Source organism: Ruminococcus sp. RTP21358st1_G6_RTP21358_211008 (genome assembly GCF_040908885.1).
GTDB lineage: Bacteria > Bacillota > Clostridia > Lachnospirales > Lachnospiraceae > Blautia_A > Blautia_A faecis.
Map to the genome: position 1 here is coordinate 21911 of NZ_JBDGDM010000045.1, position 14823 is coordinate 36733.

Here is a 14823-nt window from a genome sequence, read left to right on the forward strand (position 1 = left end):
AAAATATGAGTTGTACAAATAAGAAAAAAATACTGGAAATAGAAGAGCTTTCCGTTTCCTTTCTCCAATATAAAGGAAAAACCAGCAGACAGAGCTGGCTTCCCGTGATTTCAGGCCTATCTGTTGCAGTGAGGGAAGGGGAACTGGTGGCTGTAGTCGGCTCCAGCGGTTCCGGAAAAAGTCTTCTGGCACATGCGATTTTGGGAATTCTGCCTTATAATGCAAATGTATCCGGAACTATGAAGTTCCAGGGTGAATTGATGGACGAAAAGAAGATCAGTGAACTTCGTGGAAAGGAAATTGCTTTCGTACCTCAGAGCACCTTATATCTGGATCCGCTTATGAAAGTGGGGAAACAGGTCCGGGGAAAAAGAGGGAGAAAAGGGGCAGAAAAGCAATCGGAATTGTTCCGCAGGTATGGTCTGCCTGAGGAAACGGAAACGAAATATCCTTTCGAGTGTTCTGGAGGAATGACCAGAAGAATTTTGCTGTCTACTGCATTAATGGAAAATCCAAAGCTTATTATTGCGGATGAACCTACGCCTGGCATGGACCTGACACTTGCGAAAAAGTCTATGGAGGATTTCAGAAAATTTGCAGATGAAGGAAATGGAGTTCTTCTGATTACTCATGATATTGAGCTGGCACTGGAAGTTGCTGACAGGATCGTTGTTTTTTATGCAGGAAAAACAGTGGAAGAGGCCCCGGTTTCGGATTTTCGTTCAGAAGAGACCTTGCGCCATCCTTATACGAAAGCATTGTGGCGGGCACTTCCGCAGAATGGCTTTACCCCTCTTGACGGAACACAGCCTTATGTGAAGGACATGCCGCAGGGATGTCCTTTTGGACCAAGGTGCAGCTGGTATCGGGAAGAATGCAAAGGGGAAATACCCATGGTGGAGGCTGGATGCGGAAGTGTCAGGTGTATCCGGTATTGTATGTAAAACGGAAATACCACCTATCGGCGACATTACTATATAGGAAAGTCAGCGGTTGTGTGCCTCTGGCACTCCCACAGCTACAGACAGCATTCGTAATCCGGGACTTTCATAGTAAAGTCAGATATGGAATGACTTTAATGTATATTGCCTACTGAATAGCTATAACAGGAGATATAAAATGATTCTGGAAGCACGAGATATTTCATTTTCTTATGAGAGAAAAGGTGCAGAACTTTTTTCAAATATAAAATTTAAAGTGGAAAACAACGAAAGAGTGTGGGTGCCAGGACCAAGTGGCTATGGAAAAACCACATTGTGTAAAATTCTGGCGGGTTACCTGGAACCTTGCAAAGGACAGATTTTGCTGGATGGAAAGCCTTTGCCGAAGAAAGGGTATTGTCCGGTGCAGATGATCTGGCAGCATCCGGAAAGGACTGTGAATCCCAGACTGAAAATGGAAAAAATTTTGTCTGATGGAGGGCAGGTTGAAAATCGGATCATAGAGGGGCTGGGGATAGAAGAAGATTGGCTGAACCGGTATCCTCAGGAATTATCCGGTGGGGAATTGCAGCGTTTCTGTATTGCAAGAGCACTGGGAAAAGAGACAAGGTTTCTGATTGCAGACGAGATCAGTACCATGCTGGATCTCATCACGCAGAGCCAGATCTGGAATTTTCTGCTGGATGAAGTAAAAAGGCGGGAAATCGGGTTGATCGTGGTATCTCATAGTGAGGCATTATTGAAGCAGGTTGCAGAGCGAAAACTGCCTTTTACGGCAGAGAAGACAACTGCCTGAAAATTTTGAGTGATTCATTTATTTTATACTTCCATTTTCCAAGAAAAACAAGAGCAGATTTTAACAAAAAAATCCCTTAAAAAAAAGTTATGTTTGGTTAATCATAATTGAAACAAGTGACTATAATAAGGGACGTAAAAAGAAAAAAGAAGTACTTAACAAAACCTCTTTGTTGAAGGCTGCTAAGCGTTTCAGAATTTTGGAGGAAAAGATAAATGAATACTTTAAAAGCTGAAAAAAGAAGCATGGATGTCAAAGCAAAGAAATTAAGAAGAGAAGGATTTGTAACAGGTAACCTGTTCGGCAGAGAAATTGAAGGTTCCATTCCCCTTAAGTTTACTAAGAAAGAAATTGAAGTTCTGTTGAAGAACAACAATAAAGGAAGCCAGGTAATGCTGGAACTGGATGGTAAAACCTATGATGCGCTGATCAAGGAAGTTGATTATAATCCACTTGCACATACAGTAGAGGAAGTTGATTTCCAGGCACTGGTAAGCAATGAGATGGTTCATTCCACTGCTGAGATCATTCTGGAAAATGAAGAGAAGGTTATGTCCGGTGTTCTGCAGGATGAGTTGAAAGAGGTTGCATACAAAGCACTTCCGGCAGATCTGGTTGACAAGATCAAGGTTGATGTGGCTGGTATGAAGATTGGTGATACGCTTCGTGTGAAAGACCTTGAAATCGCCAAGAATAAGAATATCCACATCACAACTGATCCGGAAGCAGTTGTCGCAACTGTAACACCAGTTCACAACGTAGTTCCGGAGACTGAGACAGAGGCTGAAGAGACTGCTGAGGAGAAATAAGCTGGCGGCAGTTGCTGAAATTGAATTTTGAATATGTGGGAATGAAATGGGAAGCTGTTCACTGGGAAATTGGTGGGCAGCTTCCTTTTGTCTGGTATTTCTAAAAGGCGGTTATTAGAGTGTGTTTGAAAAATCTCCCATAAATTGTGACGCACATCGTGCAGAAAGCCTTTTTTAAACACGCTCTAATAAAAATTTGTTACGAATTTTAAAAACTGCTTCACATGTGGCTTCAGAATCCGGTTCTTACTGTACACAATGTAGAAGGTTCGCATGGCGGATTCGTGATTCAGGGGAAACATGAGAATCTGGTGGGTGTCGGCCAGATCTTTGGCAGAGCAGGCAGAGAGGATGGAGATTCCAAGGCCGCCGGCTACAGACTTGCGGATGGCCTCCAGATCGTTCATGCGGGCTACAATGTGCAGGGAAGAAGCCGGGATATTTCGTTTTTCCAGATAGCGGTCAATTTCCTTTTTGGTTCCAGAACCGGTTTCGCGCATAATAAAGGGTTCTCTTAGAAAATCAGAGAAATCAAGGGTGCCGGAATCCATTTTTTGCTGATATTGTAGGTAATGCTGGTTGACAGGGGTGGCAATTACAAGTTTATCTTTGCAAAAAGGGATAAAACAGCAATCTGGTTCGTCAAAGGTATTTCCCACCAGAGCCAGATCCACGCTGCCATCCAGAACTCTTGCCACAGCGCCGAGACTGTCGGATTGCCAGGAGTGAAAATATACGTCTGGAATCTGGCTGGTGAAAGCACTGAGAATACCTGGCAGAAGGTAGGAGGAAGGAATGGTGGAAACAGCCAGGTCAACAATTTTTTTATTTTGTCCGGTGAACTCTTCTATAATGTTGCTGCGCATGTTCAGCATATTGGAGGCGCAGTCATAGAGCAGAAGACCGCGTTGGGTGATGTTCAGCTTCTTGGTGGTGCGGATCAGCAGCCGCGAATTCAATTCCTGTTCCAGGGAATTGATGTGGGCACTGATGGTGGGCTGGGTCAGATTCAGCTGGCGGGCGGCTTCAGAGAAGCTTTTATTTTCGACTACGGCTACGAAGGCCTCTAATTGTTTAAATTCCATAGGGTAAAAATACTGGTTCCTTTCTCAAAGACTAATTAAGTGTTACTAATGCTGAATTTATAAGTCTAAAATTTTCTTTAATCCCTGGATGGCAAAATCCAGCTCATTCTTTGTATTTTCCGGTCCAAAGGAGAACCGGATAGTTCCGGCAGGATAAGTACCAAGCGTCTTGTGGGCGTTTGGAGCGCAGTGGAGTCCGACTCTGGTCATAACACCATACTCATTGTCCAGCTGCCACGCCACCTGTGACATGTCGATTTCTGGTGTCTGGATCGAAACAACTGCATTTCGGTTAGTGAGATCTTTTTTTCCAATAATACGGATATGTCTGCCAGTATCGTCCAGTGCCTGCAGCTGTTCCAGAAAATAACCAGTGAGAGACAATTCTTTTTCATTTATCGCCTGCAAAGAATGCGTTTTCAAGTACAAAAGTGCTTCATGCAGTCCATAAATTCCAGGCAGATTAGGTGTCCCGGATTCAAAGCGATCCGGCATAAAATCCGGAATTTCTTCCGTATGAGATACACTTCCGGTACCGCCGGAAATCAGTGGTTCCATTTGTTCTGCCAATTCCTGGGAAACCAGGAAACCACCTGTCCCTTGTGGTCCCCGAAGTCCTTTATGTCCGGTAAAAGCTAACGCGTCAATATGCATTTTGTCCATATTAATTGGTACGATCCCAGCCGTCTGTGCAGAATCCACAACAAAATAAAGCTGGTGCCTCTGACAGATTTCCCCAAGGGCATCAAGGGGCATCCTGGTTCCGCATACATTGGAAGCATGTAAAGTGACAATAGCTTTCGTCTCAGGGCGGATCAGTTCTTCTACTTTTTCCAGAATCATAGAGCCGTCCGTTCTGCAAGGAATCCGGTCAAAGGAAATCCCTAAGGAAGCCAGCTGTACTACAGGTCTCATAACTGCATTGTGCTCCATGGCGGATACCAGAATATGGTCTCCTGGTTTTAAGAATCCTTTTAAAATAAAATTGAGACTGGTGGTGACATTCGGTGTAAAAATTACATTTTTGCATTTGGAAAAGTGGAAAAGTTCTGCCAGCAGCTGGCGTGTCTCATAAATAACTTCTTCTGCTGAGTAAGCACTGGAGTAGCAGCCGCGGTTCACGTTAACTCCGTTCATAGTCTGGTAATCCACCATAGCTTGTGCCACACCTGGAGCCTTTGGAAAAGAGGTGCTGGCCTGGTCGAGGTAAATTCGGTTCATGATTATATCCTTTCGCTTGGAAAATGGTTATTTAATATATCTATAATACCACGATTTATCGACAATATCTATAAATACTTAAAATAATCCCACATAATCAATTAGAGTTTTCTGACAAAAAATGCTAAAATAGAGGAAAGATTTGACAGTTATCTAAGGAGGAAAGAGTATGAAAGAAACATTGTCAAAGAAAGAAACACCCATAATCATCGGAGCCGGTGTCATCATCGGAATCATTGCAGTGGCTCTGGTATATTTCGGAAACCCTGCAAATATGGGCTTCTGCATTGCCTGCTTCCTGCGTGATACTTCAGGAGCACTGGGATTCCACAGTGCAGCTGCGGTTCAGTACATCCGCCCGGAAATTGTAGGACTGGTACTTGGCTCCTGCATTCTTGCTCTTGCAACCAAAGAATTTAAGCCAAGAGGCGGCTCCGCACCTGTTACCCGTTTTGTGATCGGAATGTTCGTTATGATCGGCTGCCTGATGTTCCTTGGCTGCCCATTCCGCATGATCCTTCGTCTGGCTGGCGGCGATTTCAACGCCATCTTTGGTTTGATCGGATTTATTGCTGGAATCCTTGCCGGAGTATTTTTCCTGAAAAAAGGCTATACTCTGAAACGTTCCTATAAAATGCAGCCGGTTGAAGGCGGCATTTTCCCAGTAGTGGAAATCGGAATTCTTCTGCTTCTTATTGCAGCACCTGCATTCATCCACTTCACAGAAGCTGACGGTGGTCCTGGAGCAAAGCATGCTGCAATTGCAATCTCCCTGATCGCAGGGCTTCTGGTAGGTGCACTTGCACAGAGAACCCGCCTGTGTATGGTTGGAGGAATCCGTGACGTGGTACTGTTTGGAGAGTGGAAGCTGCTTCTTGGATTTATTGCAATTCTGGTAAGTGCGTTGATCGGAAACATGATCCTGGGATATTTTAATCCAGGATTTGCAGGACAACCTGTCGCACATACAGATGGTCTTTGGAATGCACTTGGAATGGCGCTTGCAGGATTTGGCTGTGTCCTTCTTGGAGGCTGCCCGCTTCGTCAGCTGGTTCTGGCTGGTGAAGGAAACACAGACTCCGCCATCACAGTATTTGGTCTGATGGCTGGTGCAGCTGTAGCACATAATTTCGGACTGGCATCTTCTGGAGAAGGCCCGACTGCAAATGGCAAGATCGCTGTTGTGATCGGTTTTGTGGTTCTGATCGTGATTGCGACAGTAAATTCCATGCGTAAGGATGAAGCGTGAAGTTGATTAAGGACGCTCATTTATAGTATATCTGTGTAAACAGACAATTCCGTTTAGTTGAAATAATGAAAAATCTAAGGAGATTAAGTGTATGAAAACAATAGATGCAAGAGGGCTTTCCTGCCCGGAACCTGTGATCCGTACTAAGAATGCGCTGGCATCCGGTGAGAAGGCATATACGGTAATGGTAGATAACGTAACAGCCAAAGAAAACGTATCCCGTTTCGCCCTGCATCAGGGATATAAGGTGTCTGTAAAAGAGGATGGGGAAGACTTTGTCCTCACTCTTGAGAAATAATGGGAGATTACATAGCCACATTTTTTTCCCATTTTGGAGCTATGTCTTTCAAGAAAAAATGTGAGAAAGAGGGATATCCGGCTACGATCATGCCGGTGCCAAGGAATTTAAGCTCTTCCTGCGGAACCTGCGTGAAATTCACAGGGGAAGCACAGACTGCGCAAAACTGGAACTCCGATGAAGTGGAGCAGCTGGTAAAAATACTTGAAACAGGAAGCTTTCAAGTTATATGGCATAGCTAAAGGTAAATAGCGGATAAGAGGAGAATGTATTATGCCAGAAAACAGGCAGTCTAATTATGACCAGGTAATCGAGAACTGGAGATTGAAATTCCTGGAAATGGATCAGGAGGAACTGATTCGCAAATTTCAGCTGGAAGCTGATGAGGAGTTTCTTTATATCATCTACTTTTCAAAAAGATTTCGAATTGACCGAAAAAACGGATTCATTACAGAAGATGGGAAAAGCCCTGGATTTGATACGGTGATGAATATTTATAATACGTTTTACTATTCAGCAGCTCATCCTGTGGCATCGGGCAATCTGGTGGCTTTTCGCCAGGTGAAGAGAGTGTATCCTTTTGAGGCTGCTTACAGAAGGACGATTATTTCCAGGCTGCAGGAGCTTTTCGCCGGGAAAACAGAAGAATTAAGAAAAGCCTGTGAGGTTCTTGGGGGAACTTTGCTTCCTCAGGGAGATGTGGGGTATGTGCTTCCGGTATTTCCTTTTTTGAATATTGCAGTTTTGTTCTGGGATAAGGATGAGGAATTTGAAGCACAGGCAAACATGCTTTTTGATTCGGAAATCACAGAGTTCATGCATGAGGAAAACGTAGTGTGTGTGGCGGCGGACGCGGTGTATTATCTTACATTGGCTGCCGGAATGACGCCAGAGAAGATATATGCCCAATAGGGGATTATAATATAAAAAAGGTCGTATATGTCAGCGGCCTTTTTATATTGCAAAAAATACTGACCAAATCTTCTATATCATAAAGAGTTTTGCCAGATGAAATTTTTTTCTTGCAAACTTTATGTGACAACCTTACAACATTGTAAGATTCTGCCTGCATTTTGTAATCTGATTCGATGGCAGCAAGTGACTTTTTTAAGTATACTGTTTTTTGCAAGGAAGCGTATGAAAAAGCTCATTGATAAAGGAGAGGAGTAAAAAATGTCATTACTTGAAGTTACAAATCTGAAAAAAATATATACCACTCGTTTTGGCGGAAATAAGGTGCAGGCATTGAACAATGTGAATTTTTCTGTGGAAAAAGGTGAATTTGTTGCAATTATGGGAGAAAGCGGTTCCGGAAAAACTACACTTCTGAATATTCTTGCAACACTGGATAAACCTACTTCCGGAGACGTACTTCTGGATGGAAAAAGCCTGGGACACCTTTCTGATAAGGAGATTTCTACATTTCGAAGAAAAAATCTGGGCTTTGTGTTCCAGGATTTTAATCTTCTTGATACCTTCAGCCTGAGGGATAATATTTATCTGCCGCTGGTGCTGGCTGGTGAAGATTACCGGGAAATGGGGCAGAAAATCCGCCCTATTGCACAGGCTCTTCATATTTATGAGCTGCTGGAAAAATATCCTTATGAGGTCTCTGGAGGACAGAAACAAAGATGTGCAGTTGCCAGGGCTCTGATTACACAGCCGCGCCTGGTCCTTGCGGATGAACCCACAGGGGCTCTCGATTCCAAGGCTGCAAATGCTCTTCTGGACGTTTTCGGAGAGATAAACAGACAGGGACAGACCATTCTCATGGTTACTCACAGCGCCCAGGCAGCTAGCCGGGCATCCAGGGTTCTGTTCATAAAAGATGGTGAAGTTTTCCACCAGATCTATCGCGGCGAGAAAACAAAAGAGGAGATGTATCAGATGATTTCCGATACCTTAACTATTTTGATGACGGGCGGTGAGTATCATGCGTAAGGGATTTTTTGCCAGGCTGGCAGTTGTAAACATCCGAAAAAACAAACAGATCTATGTGCCCTATATTCTGGCGTGTCTGTTCAATGTGGCAATGCTGTATATGATGCTTTTTATCAATCATAATGCAGGAATGAAAACGATCCGTCACAGTGGTGACGTGTTGATGATCACGACTATGGGAGTTGGCGTTATTGTTATTTTCTCCTTTATTTTCCTGTTGTACAGCAACAGTTTCCTCATGAAAAGAAGACAAAAGGAACTGGGACTTTACAACATTCTCGGTTTGGAAAAGAAGCATATCAGCAGGGTTATGATGCTGGAGAATCTGTTTAGTGCCTTGATCAGTTTTGTTGGCGGAATCCTTGTGGGAATTCTGGGAAGCAAGCTGGCGCTTCTGCTGCTCTTGAAACTGATCAAGGTTCCGGCGTCCTTTGGGTTCGAAGTCAGCGTTCCGGCAATCAGAATATGCCTGGAAGTGTTTGGAGCTATTTTTGTTTTGATCCTTCTGGTAAATATCAGGAAGGTTTACAAAACAAACCCGATTCAGCTTCTTCAGGCACAAAATGCAGGGGAAAAGGAACCAAAAGCAAAATGGCTGATGGCGGTTGCTGGTTTTATCTGTCTGTTTATCGGATATTATATTGCCATTACCACAGAGTCACCTCTTTCGGCGCTGGCGCTGTTCTTTGTGGCAGTGGTTCTGGTAATGGCAGGAACGTATCTTCTTTTTACAGCAGGAAGCATTGTGGTGCTCAAAGTTCTGCGCTGGAATAAGAAATTTTATTATAAAACCAAGAATTTTACTGCTGTTTCCGGTATGCTGTACCGCATGAAACAAAATGCAGTTGGACTTGCAAGTATCTGCATTCTGAGCACAGGCGTACTTCTGATGATCTCTTCTACGGTGTGCCTGAATTCCGGACTGGATGATATTATGAACAAACGCTGTCCGGCGGATGTGAATGTGCTGTACCGGGGAAATTCTTATGAAGATCTGGAAAAAATGAGAGAGAAATTACTGGGAAAAATTGAAAACCAGGTTTCTTATGAGAAAATTAACACCGAAATTGCTTTTTCCTCTACGCTTGTGGGAAGCGAAGATGGGAGCTGGAAATTTGCAAATGTTGATGGGAGTTCCCTTATGGCAATGCCAGCCTCATTGGAAACCCTTACCGTGGTTCCACAGGAAGAGTATGCCAGGGTTACGGGAGAAGAGATTTCCCTTGCGCCAGGTGAAGTTCTTGCTTACCACAATGGAAAAACAGACGGTGAGACTCTGGAGATTCATAACAAGGTTTACCAGGTGAAAGAATGGCTGAAAAATTATCAGTATGTGGGAGATAATTTTTCTTCTATGGATTCTTTGAAGCTGGTTGTAAATGACGAAGACTTTTTTGCTTTGTTTTTGCAGCAGGAGGAAGTTTATCAAAGTGCAATGTCTCTGATGGAACTGGAAACGGATGTGTATCTGTCTGGAAGTGAAGAAGAAAAATATGCATCTGCCATCAAAGTAAGCGATCTTGCATCGGAGCTTCTGGATTCCGAAAAAGCAGCTGGAACTATAGAAGTGGGAATGAACTACAGTACTATAAAACAGGAACTGTATAACAGTTTTTACAGTATGTTCGGTGGAATTTTGTTCCTTGGAATTTTCCTTGGACTGCTGTTTCTGATGGGGGCGGCTATGATCATTTACTACAAGCAGGTTTCAGAGGGCTATGAGGATAAGGAACGGTTCGAGATCATGCAGAAGGTGGGCATGACTCATAAAGAGGTGAAATCTTCCATTCACAGACAGATCCTTATGGTATTTTTCCTTCCTCTTGGAATGGCAGCACTGCATATTGCTATGGCATTTCCTATGGTAAAGAGACTGCTGGCGCTGTTTAGCATGACAAACAGCGGTTTGTTTGCCAGATGCACGGTGGTGACATTATTGGTATTTGCTTTGGTTTATGGCGTGATTTATGGGCTGACAGCGAAGGTTTATTACAAGATTGTAGAGAGAAAGTGAGAATACAAGGGATAATAGTTGAATTTATTAGTGTAAAGTGCTACAATGAGAGAGCCTGGGAGGCCAAAACTGTTTCCCAGGCTCTTTGCGTGACTACAGAAGAAACCGGAGGAAATCTCTCATGAAAAAAGAGAGCTTTAAACAAGGAATTACAGATGGAATCCCCATTGCCCTGGGGTATCTGGCTGTTTCCTTTACGTTTGGTATGATGGCGGTGCAGGGCGGACTGTCTATCTGGCAGGCGGTCTTGATTTCTTTGACGAATCTTACGTCAGCGGGACAATTTGCAGGTCTTGATATTATCATAGCAGGAGGTTCCTTATGGGAAATGGCACTTACTCAGCTGATTATCAATCTGAGATACTGTCTGATGTCGTTTTCCCTTTCACAGAAGCTAAGACGTGATGAAACTTGGGGGCATCGTTACGGAGTTGCATTTGGCGTAACAGATGAGATATTCGGAGTCAGTGCCAGTAAACCGGGGAAAGTCAGTGCGTTTTATAATTATGGTGTAATGAGTGTAGCAATCCCGGGATGGACCATTGGAACCCTGCTTGGAGCTATTTCAGGAAGTATTCTTCCTAATTTTATTATGAGTGCACTTGGAGTTGCCATTTATGGAATGTTTTTGGCTGTCATTATTCCGCCATCCAAGAAAAACAAAGCAGTGCTTCTGGTTGTTCTTGGAGCAATGGCAGTGAGCGCATTATTTGCCTGGGTTCCTGTATTATCGAAAGTCTCATCCGGATTTGTGATTATTATTACTACAATTCTGGTAGCCGGACTGGCAGCATGGCTTTGCCCGGTTGATGAAGAAAATGCCAAGGAGGAAGCTCATGAAGCCTAATGTTTATATTTATATCCTGGTTATGGCTGGCGTTACATATTTGATCCGTATGCTGCCATTGGCACTGGCGAAGAAGGAGATTACCAATCCTTTTATAAAATCATTTCTGTTTTATGTGCCCTATGCCTGTCTGGCAGCTATGACGTTTCCGGCGATTTTGTCGGCAACGGCAAGTGTAATTTCAGCTGTAGTGGGATTTGTAGTGGCGCTGATTGCAGCGTACAAAGAGAAGAGTCTGCTGACTGTGGCGCTTCTTGCCTGTGGTGCAGTATTTATTGTAGAAAGAATAATGGCCTTTGCGGTGTAAGCATTACAAAATGCCTACAGTCCGCAAGGGCCTTTTTATTGAGTCATTCTCCAAGAAATCCCAGATCAATTTCCCCATCAAATACAGTAGTCGCCGGACCAGTCATATAAACCTGATCGTCATTTTCGTCCCAGAAAATATTAAGATCGCCACCAAGAAGCTTCACGGTAACCGGCTGATCACGGTCAACCAGCCCGTTCAAAATAGAAGCAACTGCAACTGCGCAGGCACCTGTTCCACAAGCCAGAGTCTCACCGGAACCGCGCTCCCAGACTCTCATCTGGACAGTGTGTCGGTCGATGACTTTTACGAATTCGGTATTGACGCGGTCAGGGAAATTTATATGGTTTTCAAAAGATGGACCGATCTTTTCGATTTCCAGCCCGTCTACGTCATTCATGTATACGATGGCGTGAGGATTTCCCATGGAAACAGCTGTAAAGTGATAAATCTGTCCGTCTACTTCAATAGGGGCATTTACGACCTGCTCAGACTCAGATACAACTGGAATCAGAGAAGCCTGAAGAATAGGGGCGCCCATATTGACCTTTACCATACTGACTTTTCCGTCACGGATAGAAAGATCCAGATATTTCACGCCGCTTTTGGTCGCTACGCTGATACTGGTCTTGTTTACAATGCCGTAATCGTAAGCATACTTGGCTACACAGCGGATGCCATTGCCGCACATAGCACCCTGGGAACCATCCAGGTTGTACATATCCATCTCACAGTCTGCAATGTCAGACGGCTTAATCAGAATCAGTCCGTCTGAGCCAATTCCAAAATGTCTGTCACTCACAAATTTGGCAACTGCTGATGGATCTTTCACAGTTTCTTTAAAACAGTTCACATATACATAATCGTTGCCGATACCATGCATTTTTGTAAATTTCATAACAAATACCTCCTGTTTAGGCGGTTAACGCCTTGGTCATTCAATTATTTAATTACTCCACACGAATCATATCATAACACAGATCTGTTATCAAAAAGTGAATTTTTCCAAATAATGACAAAGAAGTTGGGGAAATTTATGGAAACTCTTGCATTTTTCCCAAAAGCTGATAAAATGAGGAAAAGATAGATGAATGAATATGCAGAAAGCATGAATAATTATGTCCCCATCTTGTGAAGTCGGTTGTTGTGGAAGAAATAAATAGCAACAGCTTACTATGTGGATGAAGATATAAGGAACTGGTTCTGTATATGAGATTAAGAGGAGGAAAAGAATATGAAAAAATTAGTAGCTCTTGCACTTGGCACAGTAATGGCAGTTTCCATGACTGCTGGCGTATCTGCTGCAACTGTTGAGTCAAAGGATGATCTTAAGAATGCAACAATCGGTGTACAGCTTGGTACAACCGGTGATATTGAAGCTAGTGAATATGAGGCTGACGGAGCAACTGTTAAGCGTTACAGCAAAGGAAGCGAAGCAATCCAGGCACTTATGGCCGGTCAGATTGACTGTGTGATCATCGACTCACAGCCAGCTCAGAAATTTGTTGAGAATGCAGACGGACTGAAGATCCTGGACGAGCCATTCGTTGAAGAAGAGTATGCAATCTGCCTGAAGAAAGGCAATGATGAGCTTCTTGACAAGATTAACGGCGCATTAAAAGAACTGAAAGAGGACGGAACTGTTGATGATATTATGAACAACTACATCGGTGATAACATTGGCGAGACACCATATGAGTCTCCGGAAGATGTAGACCGTTCCAACGGAACTCTTGTAATGGCAACAAACGCTGAGTTCGAGCCATATGAGTACCGTGACGGTGATGAGATTGTTGGTATCGACGCTGATATTGCACAGGCAATCTGCGATAAGCTTGGATATGAGCTTGAGATCGACGATATGGAGTTTGATGCAATCCTTGCTGCAGTGCAGTCTGGAAAAGCTGATTTCGGTGCTGCCGGAATGACCGTTACAGAGGATCGTCTGGAGAGCGTTGATTTCACAGACACCTATGCAAATGCAAGCCAGGTTATCATTGTAAAAGCTGACTGATAGAAATAATACAGCATAAGCTGTCAGAGAAGTGTGAGTCACCTAGATGAATGCTGTTTGGGAAAAGCTTGGAATGTATAAGCTTTGGATACAGGCAGATCAAGGTGACTCCTACTAATGTTACTGACTGAAAGAATGAAAACAGCCAGCATACAGTTCTGGCAGCTTTTCCTATATGGAATGGTGCCGAAAGAGAAGCAGGCACTGCACCATTAGATAAGCAAATAAAAAGGGAAATAATATGTTTGAAAAATTTGGACACGATTTTTATATCAATTTTATAAAAGATGACAGATACACCTGGCTGCTGGATGGTTTGAAAAATACCATGATCATCACTGTTTTCGCCCTGTTGATCGGTATCTGTATCGGTTTTCTGGTGGCAATTATCCGTTCTTCCCACGATAAATCCGGGAATTTTAAAATTGCCAACTCCATCTGCAGAGTTTATCTGACTGTGATCCGTGGAACACCTACTGTGATCCAGCTTCTGATCATGAACTTTGTAGTTTTTGGTTCTGTAAGTGTCAATGAGATTCTGGTAGGAAGTCTGGCATTTGGTATCAATTCAGGTGCCTACGTTGCGGAGATCGTCCGTTCCGGAATCATGTCAATTGATCAGGGACAGACAGAGGCAGGACGTAGCCTGGGACTTAATTTTACCCAGACCATGCGTCTTATTATCATTCCACAGGCGTTTAAGAATGTGCTTCCTGCACTGGTAAATGAGTTTATCGTGCTGATCAAGGAAACTTCTATTATCGGTTACATCGGAATGATGGACCTGACCAAGGGTGCAATGCTGATCCAGAGCCGTACCTACAATGCTTTTATGCCTCTTCTGGCAGCAGCTGCAATTTATCTGATCGTGGTCATGGTATTGACCTTCTTTATGAATAAACTGGAGAGGAGACTGAGAACCAGTGAGCGTTGATAAGAGTAAAGTTTTGATCCAGGTACAGGATCTGAAAAAAGCGTTTGGATCCAATCAGGTTCTGGATGGAATTTCCACAGATATCTGTCAGGGCGAGGTTGTTGCCATTATTGGACCATCTGGCTCTGGTAAATCCACTTTCCTTCGTTCTCTCAACCTTCTGGAGGAGCCTACAGGAGGTAAAATCCTGTTTGAAGGAACAGATATCACAGATCCCAAGGTTGACATAAATCGACATCGTCAGAAGATCGGAATGGTTTTCCAGCAGTTTAATCTGTTTCCACACAAGACGGTAAAGCAGAATATTATGATGGCACCGGTTGCCCTGAAACTGATGACAAAGGAAGAGGCTTCCAGACGTGCGGAC

At 43.6% G+C, this 14823-nt stretch carries 17 protein-coding genes; 14 read left to right on the top strand and 3 right to left on the bottom strand.

Translation table 11 applies throughout. From position 1 onward, the window contains the following. The first annotated feature begins 5 nt into the window (after window positions 1-5). From AB5Z12_RS15945 to AB5Z12_RS15955, 3 genes are all read left to right on the top strand, one after another. Window positions 6-944, top strand: coding sequence for an ABC transporter ATP-binding protein (locus AB5Z12_RS15945; protein WP_148461110.1), 939 nt, complete (start codon window positions 6-8; stop codon window positions 942-944). A 175-nt stretch (window positions 945-1119) separates the two neighbouring features. Then, window positions 1120-1737 (top strand): ABC transporter ATP-binding protein, encoded by a 618-nt coding sequence (locus tag AB5Z12_RS15950; protein WP_148461111.1) that lies wholly within the window; start codon window positions 1120-1122, stop codon window positions 1735-1737. Between the two features lie 215 nt (window positions 1738-1952). Further along, the gene (locus AB5Z12_RS15955) at window positions 1953-2546 is read left to right on the top strand and encodes a 50S ribosomal protein L25 (protein ID WP_118578167.1); all 594 of its coding nucleotides are present in this window, start codon (window positions 1953-1955) and stop codon (window positions 2544-2546) included. 185 nt (window positions 2547-2731) lie between these two features. Here AB5Z12_RS15955 and AB5Z12_RS15960 read toward each other — a convergent pair whose 3' ends face one another. After that, window positions 2732-3631, bottom strand: coding sequence for a selenium metabolism-associated LysR family transcriptional regulator (locus AB5Z12_RS15960; protein ID WP_173769333.1), 900 nt, complete (start codon window positions 3629-3631; stop codon window positions 2732-2734). Window positions 3632-3688: 57 nt separating this feature from the next. Then, window positions 3689-4852 carry an aminotransferase class V-fold PLP-dependent enzyme gene (locus AB5Z12_RS15965; RefSeq protein ID WP_173769332.1) on the bottom strand — a complete coding sequence of 388 codons (1164 nt, stop codon included), beginning with the start codon at window positions 4850-4852 and terminating at the stop codon, window positions 3689-3691. Between the two features lie 169 nt (window positions 4853-5021). On the opposite strand from AB5Z12_RS15965, the gene yedE reads away from it, so the two are divergent. The 8 genes from yedE to AB5Z12_RS16005 all read left to right on the top strand — a co-directional run bounded on the left by yedE (window position 5022) and on the right by AB5Z12_RS16005 (window position 11508). Beyond that, window positions 5022-6101, top strand: a complete 1080-nt coding sequence (gene yedE, locus AB5Z12_RS15970) for a YedE family putative selenium transporter (protein ID WP_173770978.1) — start codon at window positions 5022-5024, stop codon at window positions 6099-6101. Window positions 6102-6192: 91 nt separating this feature from the next. Further along, window positions 6193-6399 carry a sulfurtransferase TusA family protein gene (locus AB5Z12_RS15975; RefSeq protein ID WP_148461112.1) on the top strand — a complete coding sequence of 69 codons (207 nt, stop codon included), beginning with the start codon at window positions 6193-6195 and terminating at the stop codon, window positions 6397-6399. Next, window positions 6399-6641, top strand: a complete 243-nt coding sequence (locus AB5Z12_RS15980; protein ID WP_148461113.1) for a DUF3343 domain-containing protein — start codon at window positions 6399-6401, stop codon at window positions 6639-6641. The genes AB5Z12_RS15975 and AB5Z12_RS15980 overlap by 1 nt, the downstream gene beginning before the upstream one ends. Before the next feature lie 31 nt (window positions 6642-6672). Further along, window positions 6673-7311 (top strand): DUF3786 domain-containing protein, encoded by a 639-nt coding sequence (locus AB5Z12_RS15985; RefSeq protein ID WP_148461114.1) that lies wholly within the window; start codon window positions 6673-6675, stop codon window positions 7309-7311. A 261-nt stretch (window positions 7312-7572) separates the two neighbouring features. Further along, entirely contained in the window at window positions 7573-8340 is a 768-nt protein-coding gene (locus AB5Z12_RS15990; protein ID WP_173734844.1) for an ABC transporter ATP-binding protein, read from the top strand. Next, complete coding sequence (locus tag AB5Z12_RS15995; RefSeq protein WP_148461115.1) at window positions 8333-10354, top strand: FtsX-like permease family protein; 2022 nt, start codon at window positions 8333-8335, stop codon at window positions 10352-10354. Before AB5Z12_RS15990 ends, AB5Z12_RS15995 begins: the two co-directional genes overlap by 8 nt. Window positions 10355-10475: 121 nt before the next feature. Beyond that, window positions 10476-11201: an AzlC family ABC transporter permease gene (locus tag AB5Z12_RS16000; protein ID WP_173716050.1), complete on the top strand. Its 726-nt coding sequence runs from the start codon at window positions 10476-10478 to the stop codon at window positions 11199-11201. Next, a complete protein-coding gene (locus AB5Z12_RS16005) occupies window positions 11191-11508 on the top strand; it encodes an AzlD domain-containing protein (RefSeq protein ID WP_118578176.1) in 318 nt (105 codons plus the stop codon). Before AB5Z12_RS16000 ends, AB5Z12_RS16005 begins: the two co-directional genes overlap by 11 nt. Window positions 11509-11551: 43 nt before the next feature. On the opposite strand, the gene dapF is transcribed toward AB5Z12_RS16005, so the two are convergent. Then, on the bottom strand, window positions 11552-12406 hold the full coding sequence (gene dapF, locus AB5Z12_RS16010; protein WP_148461117.1) for a diaminopimelate epimerase: 855 nt from the start codon (window positions 12404-12406) through the stop codon (window positions 11552-11554). 336 nt (window positions 12407-12742) lie between these two features. Here dapF and AB5Z12_RS16015 point away from each other — a divergent pair, with 336 nt between their 5' ends. The 3 genes from AB5Z12_RS16015 to AB5Z12_RS16025 all read left to right on the top strand — a co-directional run. Then, complete coding sequence (locus AB5Z12_RS16015) at window positions 12743-13522, top strand: transporter substrate-binding domain-containing protein (RefSeq protein ID WP_148461118.1); 780 nt, start codon at window positions 12743-12745, stop codon at window positions 13520-13522. Between the two features lie 241 nt (window positions 13523-13763). Next, the gene (locus AB5Z12_RS16020; protein ID WP_118578179.1) at window positions 13764-14456 is read left to right on the top strand and encodes an amino acid ABC transporter permease; all 693 of its coding nucleotides are present in this window, start codon (window positions 13764-13766) and stop codon (window positions 14454-14456) included. Next, window positions 14446-14823, top strand: a 378-nt coding sequence (locus tag AB5Z12_RS16025; RefSeq protein WP_368368704.1) for an ATP-binding cassette domain-containing protein, incomplete at its 3' end; no start/stop codon positions are given. The genes AB5Z12_RS16020 and AB5Z12_RS16025, both read left to right, overlap by 11 nt.

Bases quoted from the DNA above. Each gene is read 5' to 3' on its own strand.
- AB5Z12_RS15945 (WP_148461110.1), top strand. From the start codon at position 6: ATGAGTTGTACAAATAAGAAAAAAATACTGGAAATAGAAGAGCTTTCC.
- AB5Z12_RS15950 (WP_148461111.1), top strand. From the start codon at position 1,120: ATGATTCTGGAAGCACGAGATATTTCATTTTCTTATGAGAGAAAAGGT.
- AB5Z12_RS15955 (WP_118578167.1), top strand. From the start codon at position 1,953: ATGAATACTTTAAAAGCTGAAAAAAGAAGCATGGATGTCAAAGCAAAG.
- AB5Z12_RS15960 (WP_173769333.1), bottom strand. From the start codon at position 3,631: ATGGAATTTAAACAATTAGAGGCCTTCGTAGCCGTAGTCGAAAATAAA.
- AB5Z12_RS15965 (WP_173769332.1), bottom strand. From the start codon at position 4,852: ATGAACCGAATTTACCTCGACCAGGCCAGCACCTCTTTTCCAAAGGCT.
- yedE (WP_173770978.1), top strand. From the start codon at position 5,022: ATGAAAGAAACATTGTCAAAGAAAGAAACACCCATAATCATCGGAGCC.
- AB5Z12_RS15975 (WP_148461112.1), top strand. From the start codon at position 6,193: ATGAAAACAATAGATGCAAGAGGGCTTTCCTGCCCGGAACCTGTGATC.
- AB5Z12_RS15980 (WP_148461113.1), top strand. From the start codon at position 6,399: ATGGGAGATTACATAGCCACATTTTTTTCCCATTTTGGAGCTATGTCT.
- AB5Z12_RS15985 (WP_148461114.1), top strand. From the start codon at position 6,673: ATGCCAGAAAACAGGCAGTCTAATTATGACCAGGTAATCGAGAACTGG.
- AB5Z12_RS15990 (WP_173734844.1), top strand. From the start codon at position 7,573: ATGTCATTACTTGAAGTTACAAATCTGAAAAAAATATATACCACTCGT.
- AB5Z12_RS15995 (WP_148461115.1), top strand. From the start codon at position 8,333: ATGCGTAAGGGATTTTTTGCCAGGCTGGCAGTTGTAAACATCCGAAAA.
- AB5Z12_RS16000 (WP_173716050.1), top strand. From the start codon at position 10,476: ATGAAAAAAGAGAGCTTTAAACAAGGAATTACAGATGGAATCCCCATT.
- AB5Z12_RS16005 (WP_118578176.1), top strand. From the start codon at position 11,191: ATGAAGCCTAATGTTTATATTTATATCCTGGTTATGGCTGGCGTTACA.
- dapF (WP_148461117.1), bottom strand. From the start codon at position 12,406: ATGAAATTTACAAAAATGCATGGTATCGGCAACGATTATGTATATGTG.
- AB5Z12_RS16015 (WP_148461118.1), top strand. From the start codon at position 12,743: ATGAAAAAATTAGTAGCTCTTGCACTTGGCACAGTAATGGCAGTTTCC.
- AB5Z12_RS16020 (WP_118578179.1), top strand. From the start codon at position 13,764: ATGTTTGAAAAATTTGGACACGATTTTTATATCAATTTTATAAAAGAT.